This window comes from Streptomyces sp. MMCC 100, from assembly GCF_041538145.2.
Lineage (GTDB): Bacteria > Actinomycetota > Actinomycetes > Streptomycetales > Streptomycetaceae > Streptomyces.
Genome location: NZ_JBGORK020000001.1, coordinates 1154069 through 1175062, shown reverse-complemented (window position 1 = coordinate 1175062; position 20994 = coordinate 1154069). Strand labels below are relative to the sequence as shown.

The 20994-nt window shown below is 72.3% G+C and carries 17 protein-coding genes; 9 read left to right on the top strand and 8 right to left on the bottom strand.

Annotation, left to right across the window (positions count from 1 at the left end):
- Nucleotides 1-95 precede the first annotated feature (95 nt).
- A complete protein-coding gene (locus ABS735_RS05375) occupies nucleotides 96-1025 on the top strand; it encodes a LysR family transcriptional regulator (protein ID WP_373901681.1) in 930 nt (309 codons plus the stop codon).
- Here ABS735_RS05375 and ABS735_RS05370 read toward each other — a convergent pair.
- The 3 genes from ABS735_RS05370 to ABS735_RS05360 all read right to left on the bottom strand — a co-directional run bounded on the left by ABS735_RS05370 (nucleotide 974) and on the right by ABS735_RS05360 (nucleotide 3264).
- A complete protein-coding gene (locus ABS735_RS05370; RefSeq protein ID WP_373901680.1) occupies nucleotides 974-1717 on the bottom strand; it encodes an SDR family oxidoreductase in 744 nt (247 codons plus the stop codon). The genes ABS735_RS05375 and ABS735_RS05370 overlap by 52 nt on opposite strands.
- Nucleotides 1718-1787: 70 nt before the next feature.
- Nucleotides 1788-2555: an SDR family oxidoreductase gene (locus ABS735_RS05365; RefSeq protein ID WP_373901679.1), complete on the bottom strand. Its 768-nt coding sequence runs from the start codon at nucleotides 2553-2555 to the stop codon at nucleotides 1788-1790.
- A 121-nt stretch (nucleotides 2556-2676) separates the two neighbouring features.
- Nucleotides 2677-3264, bottom strand: coding sequence for an NADPH-dependent FMN reductase (locus ABS735_RS05360; RefSeq protein WP_373901678.1), 588 nt, complete (start codon nucleotides 3262-3264; stop codon nucleotides 2677-2679).
- A 165-nt stretch (nucleotides 3265-3429) separates the two neighbouring features.
- Between ABS735_RS05360 and ABS735_RS05355 the strand changes: the two genes are divergently transcribed.
- Both ABS735_RS05355 and ABS735_RS05350 read left to right on the top strand, forming a co-directional pair.
- On the top strand, nucleotides 3430-3963 hold the full coding sequence (locus ABS735_RS05355; protein WP_373901677.1) for a hypothetical protein: 534 nt from the start codon (nucleotides 3430-3432) through the stop codon (nucleotides 3961-3963).
- Between the two features lie 116 nt (nucleotides 3964-4079).
- Nucleotides 4080-4712 carry a class F sortase gene (locus tag ABS735_RS05350; protein ID WP_373901676.1) on the top strand — a complete coding sequence of 211 codons (633 nt, stop codon included), beginning with the start codon at nucleotides 4080-4082 and terminating at the stop codon, nucleotides 4710-4712.
- A gap of 29 nt (nucleotides 4713-4741) precedes the next feature.
- Here the strand turns inward: ABS735_RS05350 and ABS735_RS05345 are convergent, their stop codons facing one another.
- Nucleotides 4742-5524 (bottom strand): sulfite exporter TauE/SafE family protein, encoded by a 783-nt coding sequence (locus ABS735_RS05345; protein WP_373901675.1) that lies wholly within the window; start codon nucleotides 5522-5524, stop codon nucleotides 4742-4744.
- A gap of 165 nt (nucleotides 5525-5689) precedes the next feature.
- On the opposite strand from ABS735_RS05345, the gene ABS735_RS05340 reads away from it, so the two are divergent.
- From ABS735_RS05340 to nirD, 3 genes are read left to right on the top strand one after another with little or no spacing between them, the layout of a single operon-like run.
- Nucleotides 5690-6922 carry an NAD(P)/FAD-dependent oxidoreductase gene (locus tag ABS735_RS05340; RefSeq protein WP_373901674.1) on the top strand — a complete coding sequence of 411 codons (1233 nt, stop codon included), beginning with the start codon at nucleotides 5690-5692 and terminating at the stop codon, nucleotides 6920-6922.
- A complete protein-coding gene (gene nirB / locus ABS735_RS05335) occupies nucleotides 6922-9537 on the top strand; it encodes a nitrite reductase large subunit NirB (protein ID WP_373901673.1) in 2616 nt (871 codons plus the stop codon). Before ABS735_RS05340 ends, nirB begins: the two co-directional genes overlap by 1 nt.
- On the top strand, nucleotides 9534-9899 hold the full coding sequence (gene nirD, locus ABS735_RS05330; RefSeq protein WP_373901672.1) for a nitrite reductase small subunit NirD: 366 nt from the start codon (nucleotides 9534-9536) through the stop codon (nucleotides 9897-9899). Before nirB ends, nirD begins: the two co-directional genes overlap by 4 nt.
- A 69-nt stretch (nucleotides 9900-9968) precedes the next feature.
- On the opposite strand, the gene ABS735_RS05325 is transcribed toward nirD, so the two are convergent.
- Complete coding sequence (locus tag ABS735_RS05325; RefSeq protein WP_373901671.1) at nucleotides 9969-10901, bottom strand: oxidoreductase; 933 nt, start codon at nucleotides 10899-10901, stop codon at nucleotides 9969-9971.
- 192 nt (nucleotides 10902-11093) lie between these two features.
- Here ABS735_RS05325 and ABS735_RS05320 point away from each other — a divergent pair, with 192 nt between their 5' ends.
- Nucleotides 11094-11573: an LAETG motif-containing sortase-dependent surface protein gene (locus tag ABS735_RS05320; RefSeq protein WP_373901670.1), complete on the top strand. Its 480-nt coding sequence runs from the start codon at nucleotides 11094-11096 to the stop codon at nucleotides 11571-11573.
- 45 nt (nucleotides 11574-11618) lie between these two features.
- Here ABS735_RS05320 and ABS735_RS05315 read toward each other — a convergent pair whose 3' ends face one another.
- Nucleotides 11619-12827: an acyltransferase family protein gene (locus ABS735_RS05315; RefSeq protein ID WP_373901669.1), complete on the bottom strand. Its 1209-nt coding sequence runs from the start codon at nucleotides 12825-12827 to the stop codon at nucleotides 11619-11621.
- Between the two features lie 275 nt (nucleotides 12828-13102).
- A complete protein-coding gene (gene ppdK / locus ABS735_RS05310) occupies nucleotides 13103-15832 on the bottom strand; it encodes a pyruvate, phosphate dikinase (protein ID WP_373901668.1) in 2730 nt (909 codons plus the stop codon).
- Between the two features lie 484 nt (nucleotides 15833-16316).
- Between ppdK and ABS735_RS05305 the strand changes: the two genes are divergently transcribed.
- Nucleotides 16317-18089, top strand: a complete 1773-nt coding sequence (locus tag ABS735_RS05305) for an alkaline phosphatase family protein (protein WP_373901667.1) — start codon at nucleotides 16317-16319, stop codon at nucleotides 18087-18089.
- Here ABS735_RS05305 and dusB read toward each other — a convergent pair whose 3' ends face one another.
- Nucleotides 18090-19280, bottom strand: coding sequence for a tRNA dihydrouridine synthase DusB (gene dusB, locus ABS735_RS05300; protein WP_373901666.1), 1191 nt, complete (start codon nucleotides 19278-19280; stop codon nucleotides 18090-18092).
- A 108-nt stretch (nucleotides 19281-19388) separates the two neighbouring features.
- On the opposite strand from dusB, the gene ABS735_RS05295 reads away from it, so the two are divergent.
- Nucleotides 19389-20834 (top strand): MFS transporter, encoded by a 1446-nt coding sequence (locus ABS735_RS05295; protein WP_373901665.1) that lies wholly within the window; start codon nucleotides 19389-19391, stop codon nucleotides 20832-20834.
- Nucleotides 20835-20994 lie beyond the last annotated feature (160 nt).

The window sequence follows — 20994 nt, the reverse complement described above, 5'->3', positions numbered from 1 at the left end:
GCCCGTCTCGCCCTCGCCCGTCTCGCCCCTCACCCCTCGCTCCCGTGCTCGCTTACGCTTGCGAGCGAGACCACGAGCGAGGAGTGACGGAGCCGATGAGCCTGAGGCAGTTCGAGTACGCCCTGGCCGTCGCCGAGGAGGGCTCGGTGACGGCCGCGGCGGAGGCGCTGCGCGTCGCCCAGCCCTCGGTGTCCCAGCAGATCCGCGGCCTGGAGCGGGACCTCGGCGTGGAGCTGTTCTCCCGCACCCCGACCGGCCTGGTGCCCACCGTGGCCGGCCGCTCCTTCCTGCGGGAGGCGGAGATCGCGGTGAACGCGGCGCGCCGGGCGCGGGCCACGGCACGGGCCGGCGCCGACGAGCTGGTGGGCGAGCTGGTGGTCGCGGTGCAGATGGGCCTGGGCACGCGGCAGCTGCCGGGCGCCCTGAGCGCACTGCGCCGCCGCTTCCCGCGGCTCGAGGTCACCGTCTTCGAGGAGCCGAACCCGACCGAGCTGGAGCGGCTGGCCCGCGGGGGCGTACTGGACCTCGCCATCATGGCCGGACCGTGCGAGGAGGGCCTGTACGACGGCCACCACCTCGGCGACGAGGAGTTCGTGGTGGTGCTGGCGGCCGGGCACCCGCAGCTCGCCGCGGACCGGGTCGAACTGCGGGACCTGGAGCGGGAGCCGTGGGTGCGGTTCGACCCCGCCAGCGCTCTCGACGGCGTACTGGTGGACGTGCTGCGGGACAACGGACTCGCCCCGACCACGGTCGCCCGCGTCTCCCAGACGGCGACGGCCGTGCGCTGGGCCGCCCACGGACTGGGGGTGACGTTCGTCCCGGCCTCCGCGGTGCCGCCCGGACACGAGCACCTGGTCCGCCCGGTGACCCCGGCCGTGTCCCAGCCCGTCGTCGCCGCGGTCCGGCCCGGCGCGGGCCCGGCGGAGACCGCGCTGCTTGAGTTCCTGCGGCAGGAGACCTGGTACCGGTTCGGTCAGAGCTGGGTGGCGCCGCCGTCCACGGCCAGCTCGGCGCCGGTCGTGTAGGTCGCGTCGAAGGCGAGGAAGGCGGCGGCCCTCGCGACCTCCTCGGGGGTGCCGAAGCGCCGCATGGGGTTGTCCGCGACCCGCTCCGCCTTGAACCGCTCGGCCTCCGCCGCGCTCATCGTGGCGTCCAGGGCTCCCGTGTCGACCGGGCCGGGACTGACCGCGTTGACCCGGATCCCGCGGGGCAGCAGCTCACGGGAGAAGTTCCGCGCCATCGAGCGCAGCGCCGCCTTCCCGGCCGCGTAGACGCTGGTGTCCGCCATACCGATGACATTGGCGACCGAGGTGGTGAGGACGACGCCGGCGCCCGTGGTCAGCAACGGGGCGAGCTTCTGCACGGTGAACCAGGCGCCCTTGACGTTGATCGAGAACAGTTCGTCGTACGCCTCCTCGGTCGTCGACTCCAGGGGCGTGAGGGCTGCGACGCCGGCGTTGACGAACAGGGCGTCGACCGTGCCCAGTTCGGTCTTCACCCGGTCGGCCAGGGTGTCCAGGTCGGTCAGGGAGGCCACGTCGCCCGGCACCGTCACCGCGTTCGCGCCGAGCCGCTCACGGGCGGCGTCGAGCGTGGCCCGGGAACGTCCGGTGATCACGACGCGGGCTCCGCCGTCCACCAGTATTTTCGCCATCGCGAAACCCATACCGCTTCCGCCGCCCGTGATCACGGCGTTCTTGCCGCTGTACTCACCCATTCCCAGGGACCCCTTTTCCTTTCCGGCCCTCATTTTCGGCCTTCTCTCTGTTCCGGAATTCCACGGGGTGTCAGCCCCGCGGGAATTCCCCGCCGTCCACGACGAGGTTGGTCCCGGTCACCCAGCCCGCCCGGCCGGAGGCGAGGAACAGCACCGCCTCGGCGATGTCCTCGGGCCGGCCGTCGCGTCCCAGCGGTGCGGTGCCGGTCGGTCCCGGTCCCGCGTTCAGGCTCGCCCAGTTCTCCCGGGTCTCCTCCCCGCCGGGGGTGGAGGTCCGGCCGGGGCTCACCGTGTTGACCCGGACGCCGGAGGGGGCCAGCACCGAGGCCAGTCCCCGGCTGTAGGTCTCCAGTGCCGCCTTCGCCGCCTGGTAGTGCAGGAACGGGGGCACCGGCGGGACCACCGCGGCCGACGAGATGTGCACGATCGCCCCCGAGCGGCGCCCCCGCATGCTCGGTGCCAGCAGCGAGTCCAGCCGGACCGCCGCGAGGAGGTTCAGGTCCAGCGCGTCCCGCCACTCCTCGTCCGGGACGGCCAGACCGTCCTTGTGCGGCCGCGCCCCGCCCGCGTTGTGGACCAGGACGTCCACCCCGCCGAGCAGCTCCTGCGCGGCCGTGGCGAGCGCCTCCGCCCCGGCCGGGGTGCGCACGTCGGCCGGCACGAACGCGGCCCCCTCCGGCGCCGTGCCGGCCGCCGACCTGGCGGTGGTGATCACCTCGGCGCCCGCCGCCAGGAGCCGGCGTACGACGGCCGCTCCGATCCCCCGGGTGCCGCCCGTGACGAGGGCCCGTTTTCCGGCGAATTCCCGATTTTCCGATGCGTTTTCGTTCGCAGTCATTCCACTGCCCTTTCCGTAATCTCGTGATGACGCACTCACGGTAGATCCGGGAAAGAACCAGGAGCAAAGACGAAATTGCAGCGGGCGCCATAGGAAGTTCCTATGACGTCCCTACGGCGTCTTACGCGCCGCCATAGGGCCGCTTCTCCTTCGCCTCCCGCAGGGCCTGCCCCCACCACACCAGCTGGTCGAGCATCGTCTTGGCCGCCGCGTCCGGCCCCGACGGGTCCTTGAGCCTGCCCTCGTCGTCGAAGGACGCACCCGCGTTGTGGAAGGAGACGGTGTCGCGGACGGTGACGGCGTGCAGTTCGGCGAAGACCTGGCGCAGGTGCTCCGCGGCCCGCAGGCCGCCGGCCAGGCCGCCGTAGGAGACCAGGCCGACGGGCTTGGCCCGCCACTCGGTGAAGTGCCAGTCGATGACGTTCTTCAGACCCGCCGGGAACGAGTGGTTGTACTCGGGGGTCAGCACGACGAACGCCTCGGCGTGCGCCAGTTTCGGGGTGATCTCCGCCAGTGCGGCGGTCGCTTCCGGGGTCGGGGCGAAGGTCGTGGGCAGGTCGGTCCCGGCGACGTCCACCACCTCGGGAACCAAGTCGTCGTGGGCCCGCAGGTGGTCCAGGAGCCAGTCGGCGACGACGGGGCCGAAGCGGCCGTGGCGGTTGCTGCCGACGAGCAGGGTCACGCGGAGCGGTGCGGTCGTTGTGTTCATGTGGGAGAGCCTCGTACCTCAAGCTTTCTTGAGGTCAAGCCGCGTCACTCTTCGGGCCCGTTCGGAGGCACCGGTCACCCGTTCACACCGCTCGGGGGGCGGGCCGGGCCCGGTGCCACTTTCCTCGGTAGGGCAGGGGCCACCGAAGAGCTCAAAGGAGCACCGATGCGACGTACCGCCCGCCTGCTGACCGGTACCGCGCTCGCCGCCGCGGCCGTCGGTCTGACCACCGCGGCCCCGGTGTACGCCGGTCAGGCCGTCGCCGGTGGCGGCCTGACGGTGTATCCGTCCTCGGTCGTGCCGGGCGAGCGGGCCGTGGTGACGACCGCGGCGTGCGGAAAGGGCGGCTCGGCGGCGGGTGACGCCAGCGCGGTCGGCGCGGGCGCGTTCCCGCTGGCGCCGGGTACGGGCGAGGGCGAGGCGACGGGGCACTTCGAGGTGCCGCCGAGCGCGCAGCCGGGGACGTACGAGATCGTCGCGACCTGTGGGGACGACGAGCGGCGGGTGACGGGGGACCTCGTGGTCACGCTGACCTCGGCCGCCGAGCGGGTGTACCCCAGAGGAAGCGTGAAGACGGGGGTCGGCGGCGCTCTTGGCCCCGATCCCGTGCAGACCGCGGCCGGCGTGGCGGCTCTCGCCGTCGCCGCCGCGGGCGGTACCTGGCTCCTGCATCGCCGGGCGAGAGGCGACGGGATCTGACGGGCACCCTCCGCTGCCCGTCCGCCGGTACCGCACTTCCCCACCCCCTCCGGGTCCGACGCCCCTCGCGGCCCGGAGGGGGCCGGGTTCCAGGGATCCGAGGGAGAGGGGACGTCATGCGCAGGGTCAAGGACACCGCGATAGCGGCCGTCACCGCGGTCGCCCTCTGCTCAGGGGGGTGGCTGCTGCTCGGCGGCGCCCGCACCGACGCCCCGCCGCAGCCCTCGGCCGCGCAGTCAGGCACCACCGGTGAGGCCGACCGGACCGGCCGGGGCGCCGCCGCACCGGCGCTGCCGCCCTCCCCGCCGGACCGCGTCCGCATCCCGGCGATCGGCGTGGACGCCCCGCTGACGGGCCTCGGCCTGACCGGGACGGGCAGCCTGGACGTGCCGCCCGCCGAGAGGAAGAACCTCGCCGGCTGGTACGAGGCCGGCACCACCCCCGGCGAGACGGGCACCGCGATCGTCGCCGGGCACGTCGACAACGCCGAGGGCCCCGCCGTGTTCTACAGGCTCGGCGCCCTGAAGAAGGGCTCGACGATCGAGGTCGACCGGCGCGACGGCGGCGTCGCCGTCTTCACGGTGGACGCGGTGGAGGTCTACGCCGCCGACGCCTTCCCCGACGACAAGGTCTACGGCGCGGCCGACCGTCCCGAACTGCGGGTCATCACCTGCGGCGGCGCCTACTCACGCAGCACCGGGTACCAGGGGAACGTGGTCGTCTTCGCGCACCTGACCGGGAGCCGGTGAGAGCGAAGCGCCGTCCCCGCCCGCAAGGGCTACGCCACCCACTGCTCGTACGCCAGGTTCGCCACCAGGGCGAAGACGACCGTCAGCAGGACGACGCGGACGAAGCCGCTGCCCTTCTTCAGGGCCGTGTGGGCGCCGAACATGCCGCCGGCCAGGTTGAAGACGGCCATCAGGGCGGCCAGCTGCCACAGCACCGCGCCCTGCCAGGCGAACGTGGCGAGGGCGCCCGCGTTGGTGCAGCAGTTGACGATCTTGGCCGTGGCGGACGCGGTCACCAGGTCCAGGTGGAGCAGGGCGGTGAGGGCCAGGACCAGGAAGGTTCCCGTGCCGGGGCCGATGAGGCCGTCGTAGAAGCCGATGCCGAGGCCCGCGAGGCCGATCGCGGCGAGGATCCGGCGGCGGGTGGCCGGGCCGGTGGCGGGCGCGGTGCCGAAGGCGGGGCGCAGGATCACGAAGGCCGCGACCGCGAGCAGCACCACCATGATCACCGGCTTCAGGACCTCGGTGCTCATCCCGGCCGCGAAGAAGGCACCGCCCGACGACCCGGCCAGCGCCGCCAGACCGATGCGTACGGCGGTGCGCACGTCCACCGGCGCCTTGCGGGCGTACGTCACCGCCGCGCCCGTGGTGCCGACGATGGCGACCGCCTTGTTGGTGCCGAGCGCGTGCGCGGCCGGGGTGCCGGAGGGCAGGCCGAGCAGCAGGGCGGGCAGGAGCAGGAGGCCGCCACCGCCGACCACGGCGTCGATCCAGCCGGCCGCGAGCGCGGCGAGGCAGAGCAGGACGACCGTGGTCAGCGATATGTCGGGCATGATCGCGACCCTATGGACGGGATGGATGTGCGGTCCATCGAGATGAGGGACTTCTGAGGTTCCCGCCCCCCTCACAGGGACCGGCCGCCCCCGCTGAGGGCAGCGTTCCCCGTGGGAAACAGAAGGGATGCGGCCGGGTAACACCCGCGTCGCACGCTCGGTGCCATGACCTCGAAGACGCGTGTGGTGGTGATCGGCGCCGGGCTCGCGGGCGTGACGCTCGCCCGGCGGCTCGGTGAGCTGGGCACGCCCGCGCTGCTGGTCGGCGACGAGGAGCACCGCCCGTACAACCGGGTGCTGCTCGCCGAGGTGCTGGCCGGACGGTACGGCCCCGAGGTGACCGCCCTGCCGGCGCCCGCCGGGCTGCTGCGCGGCCGGGTCACCGGCATCGACCGGGCCGGGCGGACCGTGCGCTGCGCCGACGGATCCGTGATCGCGTACGACACGCTGGTCCTGGCCACCGGCTCCAACGCCGTGCTGCCGCCCCTGCGCGGCCTGTTCACCCCGGACCACGGGCTGCCCGAGGGCGTGCACGCGTTCCGGACCATGGACGACTGCCTGGGCCTGTCGAAGGCGGTACGGCCGGGGACGAGGGTCGTCGTCGTCGGCGGCGGGCTCCTCGGTGTGTCCGCCGCCCGTGCGCTGGCCGTGCGCGGCGCCCAGGTCGTCCTCGCCCAGCAGTCCGAGCGGCTGATGGAGCGGCAGCTCGACCCGGCGGCCTCGGCGCTGGTGCGGCGGCACCTGGAGGGCCTCGGCGTGGAGGTGCACACCGAGTGCCGGGTACGGGACGTGCGCAGCGTCGGCGGGGCGGTGCGGTCCGTGGAGATGGGCGACGGGTACGCCCTCGGCGCCGACCTGGTCGTGCTCGCCTGCGGGGTCCGCCCCCGGGTCGGGCTCGCGCGGGAGGCGGGGCTCGAGGTCGGCGAGGGCGTCCTCGTGGACGACGAGCTGCGCACCTCGGACCCGCACATCCGCGCCGTCGGCGACTGCGCCCAGCACGGGGGACGCGTGTACGGGCTGGCCGCGCCCGCCCTCGAACAGGCCGGCGTGCTGGCCGAGCTGCTCGCGGAGGGCGGGGCCGCTCCCCGGTACTACACCGGCACCCGCGCGCTGACCCGGCTCACCCTCACCGGGTCCGACAGCCCCTTCGACCCCCTCGACCTCGCCGCGTTCGGCGAGACCGACCCCCGCCCCGGGGACGACGTCGTGCAGCTCGCCGACGCCACCCGGGGCACCTACCGCAAGGTCGTCGTCCGCGGTGACCGGCTGGTCGGCGGGGTCCTGGTCGGCGAACTCGGCACCGTCGGCGCGCTGGCGCGCGCCTGGGAGGGAGCAGAGCCGCTCCCCTCCGACGGCGGCCCCCTGCTCCACCTGCTCACCCAAGACGGAGGCTCCTGATGACCGCCACCCCGGGGCACACCCCGACGATCGTGCTGGTCGGCCACGGCATGGTCGGCCAGCGCTTCCTGGAGGCCCTCGCCGAGCGCGGCCTGACCCGCACGCACCGCGTGGTCGTCCTGTGCGAGGAGCCGCGCCCCGCCTACGACCGCGTCCACCTCACCTCGTACTTCTCGGGGAAGACCCCCGAGGACCTGTCGATGACCGACCTCGCCTTCCTCGACGAGCACGGCATCGAGCTGCGCGTCGGGGACCCGGCGGAGACCGTCGACCGGGAGGCGCGCAAGGTGACCGCCCGCTCGGGGCTGGTCGTCGACTACGACGTCCTCGTCCTGGCCACAGGCTCCTACCCGTTCGTGCCGCCGGTGCCCGGCAAGGACGCCGAGGGCTGCTTCGTCTACCGGACGATCGAGGACCTCCTCGCCATCGAGGAGTACGCGAAGACGCGGGCGGCGACCGGTGCCGTGGTCGGCGGCGGGCTGCTCGGCCTGGAGGCGGCCGGTGCGCTCAAGGGGCTCGGGCTCACCTCGCACATCGTGGAGTTCGCGCCGCGCCTGATGCCGGTGCAGGTCGACGAGGGCGGCGGCGCGGCGCTGCTGCGCACCATCGAGGAGATGGGGCTGTCCGTCCACACGGGCGTCGGGACGCAAGAGGTCGTGGTGGGCGAGGACGGCGCCGTCACCGGCATGCAGCTGTCCGACGGCTCCGAACTCGCCACCGACCTCGTGGTGTTCAGCGCCGGTGTCCGGCCCCGCGACCAGCTGGCCCGGGACTGCGGGCTCGCGGTCGGCGAGCGCGGCGGGATCAGCGTCGACGAGCAGTGCCGCACGGTCACCGATCCGCACGTGTTCGCGATCGGCGAGTGCGCGCTGGCGGCCGACGGCCGGGTCTACGGGCTGGTGGCGCCCGGGTACGAGCAGGCCGAGACAGCGGCCGCCACGATCGCCGACGACGAGGCGTCCTTCACCGGCGCCGACCTGTCCACCAAGCTGAAGCTGCTCGGCGTGGACGTGGCGTCCTTCGGCGACGCGCACGGCACCGCCGAGGACTGCCTGGACGTCGTCTACTCCGACTCCCGCACGGGCCTGTACAAGAAGCTGGTCGTCGGCCGCGACGGCACGCTGCTCGGCGGCATCCTGGTCGGCGACGCGGAGGCGTACGGCACCCTGCGCGCCTTCACCGGCTCGGTCCCGCCGGTCTCCCCCGAGTCCCTGGTACTGCCCGCCGGTGCCGGTGCCCCGGCCCAGCTGGGCCCGGCCGCGCTGCCCGACGACGCGGTGATCTGCTCCTGCCACAACGTCACCAAGGGCACCATCCGCGGCGCGGTGACGGAGCACTCCTGCACGACCGTGCCCGAGGTGAAGAAGTGCACCAGGGCCGGCACCGGCTGCGGCTCCTGCGTCAAGGTGCTCGGCCAGCTGGTCACCGCCGAGCTGGAGGCGAGCGGCGTCGAGGTCGACAAGGGGCTGTGCGGCTGCTTCGCGCAGACCCGCGAGGAGCTGTACGAGATCGTCCGCGCCCTGCGGATCACCTCCTACCGCGAGCTGCTGGACCGGCACGGCCGGGAGGGTGCGCGGGGCGGTGAGGGCTGCGAGGTGTGCAAGCCGGCGGTCGGCTCGATCATCGCCTCGCTGGCCCCGGCGATCGGGGCGAGCGGCTACGTCCTGGAGGGCGAGCAGGCCGCGCTCCAGGACACCAACGACCACTTCCTGGCCAACCTCCAGCGCAACGGCTCGTACTCCGTCGTGCCGCGCATCCCCGGCGGTGAGATCGCCCCGGAGAAGCTGATCGTCATCGGCGAGATCGCCCGGGACTTCGGGCTCTACACCAAGATCACCGGCGGTCAGCGCATCGACATGTTCGGCGCCCGCGTCGAGCAGCTGCCGCTGATCTGGGCGCGGCTGGTGGACGCCGGCTTCGAGTCGGGGCACGCGTACGGCAAGTCGCTGCGCACGGTGAAGTCCTGCGTGGGGCAGACCTGGTGCCGCTACGGCGTCCAGGACTCGGTGCGCATGGCCATCGACCTGGAGCTGCGCTACCGGGGCCTCAGGTCCCCGCACAAGCTGAAGTCGGCGGTCTCCGGGTGCGCCCGCGAGTGCGCCGAGGCCCAGTCGAAGGACTTCGGCGTGATCGCCACCTCCAACGGCTGGAACCTGTACGTCGGCGGCAACGGCGGCGCCACCCCGCGCCACGCGGACCTCCTCGCGCAGGACCTCTCGGACGCCGAACTGGTCCGCCTGATCGACCGGTTCCTGATGTTCTACATCCGCACCGCCGACAGGCTGGAGCGCACCTCCACCTGGCTGGAGCGCATCCCGGGCGGCCTGGACCACGTACGGGACGTCGTCGTGCACGACTCGCTCGGCATCTGCGACGAGCTGGAGTCCCTGATGTCCGCCCACGTCTCGCACTACCGGGACGAGTGGGCGGAGACCATCCACGACCCGGAAAGACTGGCCCGGTTCGTGTCCTTCGTGAACGCGCCAGACACCCCGGACCCGGTCGTGGGCTTCGTGCCCGAGCGCGACCAGATGAAGCCCGACCTGCCGCTGCTGGACATCGGCCTGCGGCGCCCCTCGGAAGACGACCTCCTGGAAGGAAGCACCCGGCGATGACCCTGGCATCCGAGACCCTCGCGCCCGAGACGACCGACCTGAAGGTCCGGCTCCGGCTGGCGGACGACTGGTTCACGGCCTGCGACCTCGGCGCCCTGCTCCCGGGCCGGGGCGTGGCGGCCCTGCTGCCGGACGGCGGCCAGGTGGCCCTGTTCCGCGACCGGGACGGCGGGCTGTACGCCATCGACAACCGGGACCCGTTCACCGGCGCGGCGGTCCTCTCCCGCGGCCTGACCGGCACCCACCGGGGCCGCCCGTTCGTCGCCTCCCCGCTGCTCAAACAACGCTTCGACCTCACGACCGGGGAGTGCCTGGACGACGAGGCGATCCGGGTGGAGACGTACGAGGTGAAGGCCGCCTGACTGAAGGCCGCCCGACGCGGCCCCTGCGCGGCCTCGGGACGCTCAGGGCACTCAGGGCACTCAGAGCACTCAGGGCAGCAACGGTTTGTAGACGACCCCCGTCAGCCGCTCGGAGGCGGCCCACAGCCGCTCCCCCATCGCGTCGTCGGTGGTCCAGGGCGCCCGCCAGGACGGTGCGGGCGCCCCGCGCCACATCGCGAAGGACGGGCCGGTGAAGGAGTCGGAGGGGACGCCGGGCGCGGTCGCCGCGTACAGGACGGGCAGCGCGCCGGCCTCGGCCGACTGGGCGACGACCCGGTTCCCGAGCCGTGCCAGCCGCTCGGCGAGCCGGCGCCCCTCGGCACGGGGTCCGGCGGTCTGGAGACCGGTCTCGGCGTAGCCGGGGTGGGCGGCGACGGCGCGTACGTCCGAGGCGCCCTCGCGTGCCGCGAGCCGGCGCGCCAGCTCGTGGGTGAAGAGCAGGTTGGCGGACTTCGAACGGGCGTAGGCGGTCCAGCGCCCGTACCGCCGCACGCTGTTGAGGTCGCGCGGATCGACCTTGGCCAGCACGTGCAGGAAGCTGGAGACGGTCACGATCCGGGCCCCGGGCGCGGCGAGCAGGGAGGGCAGCAGCAGCCCGGTGAGGGCGAAGTGGCCCAGGTGGTTGACGCCGAACTGCGTCTCGAAGCCGTCCGCCGTCGTCCCGTGGGGCAGCGCCATCACCCCGGCGTTGTTGACGAGGAGGTCGACCCGCTCGTACGGCAGCCCGTAGGCGAACTCCCGGACCGATCCCAGGTCGCCGAGGTCCAGCCGCGCCGGTTCCACGGCGGCGGAGGGCACCTCGCCGAGGAGACGCTCCACGGCCGCGCTCCCCCGCGCCTCGTTCCGGCAGGCGAGCACGACGGTGGCGCCCTTGCGCGCCAGCTCCCGGGCGATGACGTAGCCGAGGCCGCCGTTGGCGCCGGTGACTACGGCGACGCGCCCGTCCAGGTCGGGGATGTCACTCGTGTTCCAGCCGGTCATCCGCGGCTCCTTCGCTGGTCCGGACCCGCCCCACCGTACGCGCTCGGCGCCTCTGAGCGGAGAGCTACCGTCCGGTCACGTCACGTTCTCGTCACGACTCCTTCATATCCCCACCACATCTCGCGCACCTCAATAGCTTCGTCACTTCATATCCGCTCCTCCACACCAACGACACCACTTCCGGGACTCCTGATGAAGCTGCTCCGCAAGCCCGCCGCCGTGACCGTCGCCGCACTGGCCCTGGCCGCCCTGCCGGCCGCCGCCGCCCAGGCGCACGACGGCACCCACCCGTTCAAGAACTGCTCCGAGGCGTACGAGAACGGCTACTCCAACATCAAGAAGGGCGACGCGCACTACGGCGAGCGCCTGGACCGCGACAAGGACGGCGTCGGCTGCGACAAGCCGCCGGCCGACTTCGTGCCCGCGAGCGACAAGGACACCGACGACGCGGCGGGCACCGGGAGCGGAGAGGACTCCGGGAGCGGGACGGACTCCGGGAGCGAGGCGGGCGGCGGGGACGAGGCCGCCGGGCAGCAGGGCACCGACCTGGCCGAGACCGGTGGCGACGACAGCACGCCGTACATCGCGGCGGGCGGCGCGGTCGTCGTGCTCGCCGGCGGCGGACTGCTGCTGGCCGTGCGCCGGCGCCGCGGCGACGGCGGCGCGGCCTGACCCCCGGCCCGGCCCCGCTTCACGCGTCCTCGGAGCCCCGTCCGTTCAGCGGCGGGGCTCCGGGGCCTTGAGGCTGAAGGCGGCGCTGCTCAGCCAGCGCCGTGCGGCCCTGGCCACCGGGCGCTCGACGAACCGCTGCACGACGTACGACAGCGCGACCAGCGCGGCGACGGTGACGCAGACCAGGGCCCAGGCGTCGGCCCGGCCGCCGAAGCGGTGCAGGACGTTGACGCCGATGGCGTCGTGCAGCAGGTACAGCGGGAAGGTCAGCGTGCCCGCCACGGTCAGTCCGCCCCAGCGGACGCGGCTGGTCCAGCCGAGGGCGACGGCGGCGATCAGCAGGAAGAACACCGTGATCACCAGGACCAGCCAGGCGCGGTTCGGCTGCCACGAGTCCCAGTTGAGGCGGCCCCCGTCGGGCGTCAGCAGGTAGTGCAGCGCCACCAGCCACGACATGGCGACGATGCCCCACAGCAGCGGCGTCGGCCGGTAGCGGTACATGAGGTAGAAGGCCATGCCGGCGATGAAGTACGGGGCGGACGGCGGATTCACCAGCAGCGTCAGCAGGTGGATGTCGGCACTGGGCGCGAGCACGGCGGCGACGGTCCACAGCCCGCAGTAGATCACCACGCGCTGGTAGGTCAGGCCCTTCCACACCACGACCGCGAAGGTCAGGTAGAAGCACAGCTCGGGCCAGAGCGTCCAGTAGACGGAGTCGAGGTTCTCCACGCCGAGCGGGGTCTGGAGCATCGTCAGGTTGGCGAACAGCACGCGCGGGTGCGGTTGTCCGAACGGGTTGTCGGCGAAGTAGACGACGCAGGCCGTGATCGCGATGGCCGCCCAGTACATCGGGTACAGCCGGGTGACGCGGGAGATGAAGAAGTCGCGCGGGGTGCGGCCCCACGCGCTCATGCAGATGACGAAACCGCTGATCAGGAAGAAGAGTTCGACGCCGAGCCGGCCGTAGGCGAAGTAGCCGTGGGCCTCGGGGAAGACGGTGTCGACGGGGCGGTCCCAGATGGTCTCCATCGTGGAGGGCACCTGCCCGACGAAGTGGAAGAAGACCACGGACAGCGCCGCCAGGAACCGCAGTCCGTCCAGGGCCGCGAGCCGGTTCCTGCGAACGGGAGGCCCGGCCTCGGGGACCCGCTCCTGCGCGCCGGCCCGGGGGCTGGGCACCGCGTCGGCGGTTCTGTCCCCGCTTCCGCCCCGGTCGGTCGTGCCGGCCGGTTCCCTGTGCTCCGTCTGCGTCATCCAACCACCGTTCCGGGTGCCGGCCGCTGTCCGCTGCCAGGGCGCTCCAATTCTGCTGACAGCTTGCTGCTGCTCAGCACACGGGAATTCACACCGTTGAACGCGTCACAAAAGGCGGCCGTACGTGAACGTGCCGCACGAGGCGGCCGGACGGCGCGCGAAAGGCGGCACCCCCGCACGGGTGCCGCCTTTTCTCGTGGTCCGGAGCCGCCGCCGATCGGTGAGGGTGGTCGGGTGACAGACGGCGGCTCCGGGGCTCGATGCCCCTCCGGGGGTTACCGGTGGTCGCTGCCCTTCGACTGCGACGCCGCCCGGCCCGCCTCCAGACGGGCCACGGGGATCCGGAACGGGGAGCAGGAGACGTAGTCCAGACCCACCTCGTGGAAGAAGTGCACCGACTCCGGGTCGCCGCCGTGCTCGCCGCAGACGCCGAGCTTCAGGTCGGGACGCGTGGCGCGGCCGGCCGTCGCGGCGGCGGCGACCAGGGAGCCGACGCCGTCCTTGTCGATGGTCTCGAACGGGGAGACGCCGAAGATGCCCTTCTCCAGGTAGGCCGTGAAGAAGCTGGCCTCGACGTCGTCGCGGCTGAAGCCCCACACGGTCTGGGTCAGGTCGTTGGTGCCGAAGGAGAAGAACTCCGCGGCCTCGGCGATCTGGCCGGCGGTCAGCGCGGCGCGCGGCAGCTCGATCATCGTGCCGATCGACAGCTTGAGCTTGGCGCCGGTGGCCGCCTCGACCTCGGCGATGACCTGGTCGGCCTCCTCGCGGACGATCTCCAGCTCCTGGACGGTGCCGACCAGCGGGATCATGATCTCGGCGCGCGGGTCGCCCTTGGCAGCCTTGCGCTCGGCGGCGGCCTCGGCGATGGCGCGGACCTGCATGGTGAACAGGCCGGGGATGACCAGGCCGAGGCGGACGCCGCGCAGGCCCAGCATCGGGTTCTGCTCGTGCAGCCGGTGCACGGCCTGGAGCAGCCGCAGCTCGTTCTCGTGCGGCTCCTGACGGGACTCGGCGAGCGCCACGCGGACCGAGAGCTCGGTGATGTCGGGCAGGAACTCGTGCAGCGGCGGGTCGAGGAGGCGGACGGTGACCGGCAGGCCGTCCATCGACTCGAAGAGCTGGACGAAGTCCTGCTTCTGGAGCGGCAGCAGCTCCTTCAGGGACTCCTCGCGCACGGCCTCGGTGTCGGCCAGGATCAGCCGCTCCACCAGCTCGCGCCGGTCGCCGAGGAACATGTGCTCGGTGCGGCACAGGCCGATGCCCTGGGCGCCGAACCGGCGGGCGCGCAGCGCGTCCTCGGCGTTGTCGGCGTTGGCGCGCACCCGCAGCCGGCGCTTGCGGTCGGCGAAGGCCATGATGCGGTGCACGGCCTCGACCAGTTCGTCGGCGTCCTCGGCGCCCGCGTGCATGCGGCCCTCGAAGTACTCGACGACCGGGGACGGCACGACCGGCACCTCGCCGAGGTAGACCTTGCCGGAGGAGCCGTCGATGGAGACGACGTCGCCCTCCTCGACGACGTGCCCGCCGGGCACGGTCATCCGGCGGCGCTTGGTGTCGACCTCCAGCTCCTCCGCGCCGCAGACACAGGTCTTGCCCATGCCGCGCGCGACCACGGCCGCGTGGGAGGTCTTGCCGCCGCGCGAGGTGAGGATGCCCTCGGCGGCGATCATGCCGTCCAGGTCGTCGGGGTTGGTCTCGCGGCGGATCAGAATGACCTTCTCGCCGGAACGGGACCACTTGACGGCCGTGTACGAGTCGAAGACGGCCTTGCCGACGGCCGCGCCCGGCGAGGCGGCGATGCCGCGGCCGACCTGCTCGACCTTCGCCTCGTCGTCGAAGCGCGGGAACATCAGCTGGGCGAGCTGGGCGCCGTTGACCCGCTGGAGTGCCTCGGCCTCGTCGATGAGGCCCTGGTCGACGAGCTGGGTGGCGATGCGGAAGGCGGCGCCCGCCGTGCGCTTGCCGACGCGGGTCTGGAGCATCCACAGCTGACCGCGCTCGATGGTGAACTCGATGTCGCACAGGTCCAGGTAGTGGTTCTCCAGCGTCTCCATGATCTGCATCAGCTGGTCGTACGACTTCTTGTCGATCTGCTCCAGCTCCGCCAGCGCGACGGTGTTGCGGATGCCGGCGACGACGTCCTCGCCCTGGGCGTTCTGCAGGTAGTCGCCGTACACGCCCTGGTGTCCCGAGGCGGGGTCGCGGGTGAAGGCGACGCCGGTGCCGGAGTCGGGGCCGAGGTTGCCGAAGACCATGGAGCAGACGTTGACGGCGGTGCCGAGGTCGTGCGGGATGCGCTCCTGGCGGCGGTAGAGCTTGGCGCGCTCGCCGTTCCAGGAGTCGAAGACCGCCTTGATGGCGAGGTCCATCTGCTCGCGCGGGTCCTGCGGGAAGTCCCGGCCGGCCTCGGTCTTGACGATCTTCTTGAACTTGGTGACGAGCTTCTTGAGGTCGGCGGCCTCCAGCTCGGTGTCGACCGTGACCTTCTTGGCCGTCTTCGCCGCCTCCAGCGCCTCCTCGAAGAGGTCGCCGTCGACGCCGAGGACGGTCTTGCCGAACATCTGGATCAGGCGGCGGTAGGAGTCCCACGCGAACCGGTCGTCGCCGGCCTGCTTGGCCAGGCCCTGCACCGACTTGTCGGACAGGCCGATGTTGAGGACGGTGTCCATCATGCCGGGCATGGAGAACTTGGCCCCGGAACGCACCGACACGAGGAGGGGGTCGTCGGCCTGGCCGAGCTTCTTGCCCATCTTCTCTTCGAGGGCGTCGAGGTGCGCACTCACCTCGTCACGCAGTGCCGCGGGCTCCTCGCCGCTGTCGAGGTAGGTCTTGCAGGCCTCGGTGGTGATCGTGAAGCCGGGAGGGACCGGGAGACCCAGGTTGGTCATCTCGGCGAGGTTGGCGCCCTTGCCGCCGAGGAGGTCCTTGAGGTCCTTGTTGCCCTCGGTGAAGTCGTAAACGAACTTCGGCGCGTTCGCTACCTGGGGATCTTTGTTTTCCGACACGGGTCTCGACTCCTCGAGGACGCGGTGGCTGCCCTGACGGCGAGGAATGTACCCAGATCAAAGGCGCCTGGGTACGTCCACTTGCGCGTCGTACGCCCGTAACCACTCGTCCGCCACCGGATCGAAAGTCAAGGCTTGGCAAGCGACCGACCGCTTGTGTTTTCACTTCTTGAACGTACGGACTCACGAACACCCAGGTTGAGCGCTCACCTGAGCGTCATTCTCCACGTTTGAGTTCGATCGATGAACGATCAAGGCATGGCACTCAGTGCCACACCTTGGAGAAGTGGAGTCGCCCAAGATCCGCTCATCTGAGCGCCGCTTCTATCAGAGGTGGCGAGAATCACGCTGCCACAGGCCGCCGGATTTCACCATGCGGACCGGTGAACGGACCGCTCCCGCCGGACGTACGAGAGTGCGGCGGGCCCCCGGCCCCCTCGCCGGGGCCCGCCGTCCACCGGGTTTCGCACGGAAGGACCTTCGGGTGCCCGTCATCACGCCTTTCCGCCGGCCGCCGCAGACCGCCGACGACGACCCCGACACACCCGGCGCACCCGGACCGGCCCTGCTGGAGACCCTCAGGGCCCGCCTCGCCCACTGGCGCGCACGGCGCACCCGGCACCCGCGCGCCGCCCTCGTCCTCCGCCGGGTCACGACGGCCTTTTCGGCCATTCTCGTGCTCGGGGCGCTCCTGCTGCCGAACACCCTCGTCGCCCTGGAGCCGAACCGCTTCGCGCGGATCCCGGCGGAGGCGGTCGTCGCGGCGGTGCTGCTGCTCTGCCTGCCCCGGGTGCCGCGGCTGGTGGCGGCGGCGCTGTTCGGGACCGCCCTCGGCGCGCTGACCGTGCTGAACCTGCTCGACATGGGCTTCACCGAGTACCTGGGACGGAGCTTCAACGTCGTCCTGGACTGGGGTCTGCTCGACGACGCCCAGTCGTTCGTGGCGGACTCGATGGGCGGGGCGGCGGGGACCTGGGCGGCCGTGGGCGCGGTCGCGCTGGCCGTGCTGCTGCTGGTGCTCATGGCGCTGGCGGCGGTCCGGCTCGGCGAGCTGCTCGCCGCGCACCGGGAACGGGCGGCGCGGGGCGCGCTGATGGCGGCCACCGTGTGGATGACGTGCGCGGCGCTGGGCGTGCAGACCTTCGGTGTTCCGGTCGCCACCACGAGCGCCTCCAGGGCCGCCGAGGCGCAGGCGCACCGGGTGATGGACACGCTGCGGGACGAGGCGGCCTTCGCGAAGGAGGCGAAGGCGGACCGCTTCGGAGCCACGCCCGGCGCGCAGCTGGTGCCCGACCTGCGCGGCAAGGACATGATCTTCACGTTCATCGAGAGCTACGGCCGCAGCGCGATCGAGGACCCGGTGATGGCACCGGGTGTCGGCCGGACGCTGGACGCGAGCACCGAGGCGCTGGCGAAGGCGGGCTTCCACGCCCGCAGCGGCTGGCTGACCTCGGCGACGTACGGCGGCAGCAGCTGGCTCGGCCACTCCACCTTCCTGTCCGGCCTGTGGGTGGACAACCAGCAGCGCTACCGCACCGTCACCGCCGGCGACCACCTCACCCTCACCAAGGCGTTCCAGAGGACCGGCGACTGGGACACGGTCGGGGTCATGCCGGGCGTGCAGAAGGCCTGGCCCGAGTCGGACTGGTACGGCCTCGACAAGGTCTACGACGCGTTCGACGTGGGCTACCGGGGGCCGAAGTTCAGCTGGTCGACGATGCCGGACCAGTACGCATTGGAGGCCTTCCAGCGCCTGGAGCACGGCAGGAAGCGGGACAAGCCGCTGATGGCGGAGGTCATCCTCACCTCCAGCCACCAGCCCTGGGCGCCGATCCCGAGGACGGTCGGCTGGGACGAGGTCGGCGACGGGTCGGTGTACGACGGCATCGAGGCGGCGGGCGTGAAGGCGTCCGACATCATCACCGACTCCGCCCGCTCGAAGGAGGAGTACGGCAAGTCGATCCAGTACTCGGTCACCAGCCTCGCCCAGTGGCTGGAGCGCTACGGCACCGCCGACACCGTCCTCGTCTTCCTCGGCGACCACCAGCCGCTCGCCCGCGTCAGCGGGAACCACGCGAGCCGGGACGTCCCGGTGTCGGTCGTCGCCAAGGACCCGAAGGTGCTGGACGCGCTCGACGGCTGGAACTGGACGGAGGGGCTGAAACCCGCCCACGACGCCCCGGTGTGGAAGATGAGTTCCTTCCGCGACCGCTTCCTGACGGCGTACGGCTCCACCCCGCACCCCACCGGGGGCTGATCAGCCGCCGGAGGTGTCCAGCTCCGCGTCCTCGCCGACGCCCGCGCAGTCGTACGGGTCCTTCAGCCAGCCGTCGGGCAGGACCACCCGGTTGTTGCCGGAGGTGCGGCCGCGGGGGCCGTCGGCGCCGGTGGGCCAGGGCTGGTCGAGGTCGAGTTCGTCGAGGCCGGCGCGCAGCGCCTCCAGGGAGGAGGTGATCGCGAGCCGCTTGCGCATCTCGGAGCCGACGGCGAAGCCCTTGAGGTACCAGGCGACGTGCTTGCGGAAGTCGATGACGCCGCGCGCCTCGTCGCCGATCCACTCGCCGAGCAGCGTGGCGTGCCGGACCATCACGTCGGCGACCTCGCGCAGGGAGGGCCGCACACTGCACCCATCAGTGCCTGCGGCACGGTCGTCGGTGCGCCCCTCGCAGGCGGCGACCAGGTCGGCGAAGAGCCACGGCCTCCCGAGGCACCCACGTCCGACCACGACGCCGTCGCAGCCCGTCTCCCGCACCATCCGCAGCGCGTCCTCGGCGGACCAGATGTCGCCGTTGCCGAGGACGGGGATCTCCGGGACGTGCTCCTTGAGGCGGGCGATGGCGTCCCAGTCGGCGGTGCCGCCGTAGTGCTGGGCGGTAGTGCGGCCGTGCAGGGCGATCGCGGTGACGCCCTCCTCGACGGCGATGCGGCCGGCGTCGAGGTAGGTGAGGTGGTCGTCGTCGAGGCCCTTGCGCATCTTCATGGTGACGGGCAGGTCACCGGCGCCGGTGACGGCCTCGCGGACGATGGCGCGCAGCAGGTTCCGCTTGTACGGCAGCGCCGAGCCGCCGCCCTTGCGGGTCACCTTCGGCACCGGGCAGCCGAAGTTCAGGTCGATGTGGTCGGCCAGGTCCTCCTCCGCGATCATGCGGACGGCCTTGCCGACGGTCACCGGGTCGACGCCGTACAGCTGGATCGAGCGCGGGGTCTCGGTCGCGTCGAAGTGGATCAGCTGCATGGTCTTCTCGTTGCGCTCGACCAGCGCCCGGGTGGTGATCATCTCGCTCACGAACAGGCCCTTGCCACCACTGAACTCCCGGCACAGGGTGCGGAACGGCGCGTTGGTGATCCCGGCCATCGGTGCCAGCACCACGGGCGGCGCGACGGTGTGCGGGCCGATCCGCAACGGTGCGGCGGTGGTGCCGGGGGCGGGCGTGGTGAGCGTGGACATTCCCCCATTGTCACGCACGCGCGGCGGTGCCCGTCGCGCCCTGTGGACGAAGATCGTGCATCAGTCATTAGTTAGCCGCACTATTGAAATGAGCGTACGATGGAGGTCATGCCCGAGCTCACCCATCGCCGCCGCATGCTCGTGCTCGCCATCTGCTGCATGAGTCTGCTGATCGTGAGTATCGACAACACGATTCTCAACGTCGCCCTCCCCTCCATGCAGCGCGACCTCCACGCGAGCACGTCGGGCCTGCAGTGGGCGATCGACGCGTACACGCTGGTGCTGGCCGCGCTGCTGATGCTCTCCGGCTCCACGGCCGACCGGATCGGCCGCAAGCGGGTCTTCATGACCGGCCTGGTGATCTTCACCCTCGGCTCGCTGCTGTGCTCGCTGGCCCCCGGTCTGTCCTCGCTGATCGTCTTCCGGATGATGCAGGCGGTGGGCGGTTCGATGCTCAACCCGGTCGCGATGTCGATCATCACCAACACCTTCACCGACCCGCGCGAACGCGCCCGCGCCATCGGCGTCTGGGGCGCCGTGGTCGGCATATCCATGGCCGCCGGTCCGCTGGTGGGCGGGGTGCTCGTGGAGTCGGTCGGCTGGCGCTCGATCTTCTGGGTCAACCTTCCGGTGGGCCTGGCCGCCCTCCTCCTCACCCTCCGCTTCGTCCCCGAGTCCCGTGCGCCGAAGGCCCGCCGCCCCGACCCGCTGGGCCAGCTGATGGTGATCGTGCTGTTCGGTTCCCTGACGTACGCGATCATCGAGGCGCCGAACGCCGGGTTCACGACCGTGCTGCCCTTCGCCGTGCTGGCGCTCGCCGCGCTGATCGGCCTGCTCGTCCACGAGCCGCGCCGCGCCGACCCCCTCATCGAGCTGCGCTTCTTCCGGTCGGCGCCGTTCAGCGGGGCCACCGTCATCGCGATCAGCGCGTTCGCCGCGCTGGGCGGCTTCCTGTTCCTGTCCACGCTGTACCTGCAGAACGTGCGCGGGCTGAGCGCCCTCGAGGCCGGCCTGTGGATGCTGCCGATGGCCGTGCCGACCTTCCTGTGCGCCCCGCTCGCCGGGCGGCTGGTCGGCAGCCGGGGGTCGCGCCTGCCGCTGCTGATCGCGGGCGGTGCGCTGACCGTGAGCGGGACGCTGTTCGCCGCCTTCGAGGCCGAGACCTCCGACGTCACGCTCTTCATCGGCTACGTGCTGTTCGGCATCGGCTTCGGCTTCGTCAACGCGCCCATCACCAACACCGCGGTCTCCGGCATGCCCCGGGCCCAGGCCGGGGTCGCGGCGGCCGTCGCCTCGACCAGTCGCCAGCTGGGTCAGACGCTCGGCGTGGCGGTGGTCGGCGCGGTGCTGGCGGCGGGCGTGGGCGCGTCGTCGTACCGCGACACCTTCGTCTCCGCCGCCCGCCCCGGCTGGTGGATCCTGGCCGCCTGCGGCCTCGCGGTCCTCGTCCTCGGCGCCGTCACGAGCGGCCGGTGGGCCCACCGCACGGCGGAGCGGACGGCCGAGCGTCTGCAGTCGCCGGAGGTGCGGGAGGCGGCGCGGACGGGGGTGTGACGGCGCCTCACACGTAGTCGACGTACCTGTTGCCCCGGACCGGCCGCATGTCCTCGTCGGGGTCGGCCGTCGTACGCGTCGGGGCCGGGCCGTCGTACGGCTCCAGCAGGCGCTCGAGCGGGACGAGGACGCACCCCGCCCCCTGACAGACCTCGTCCAG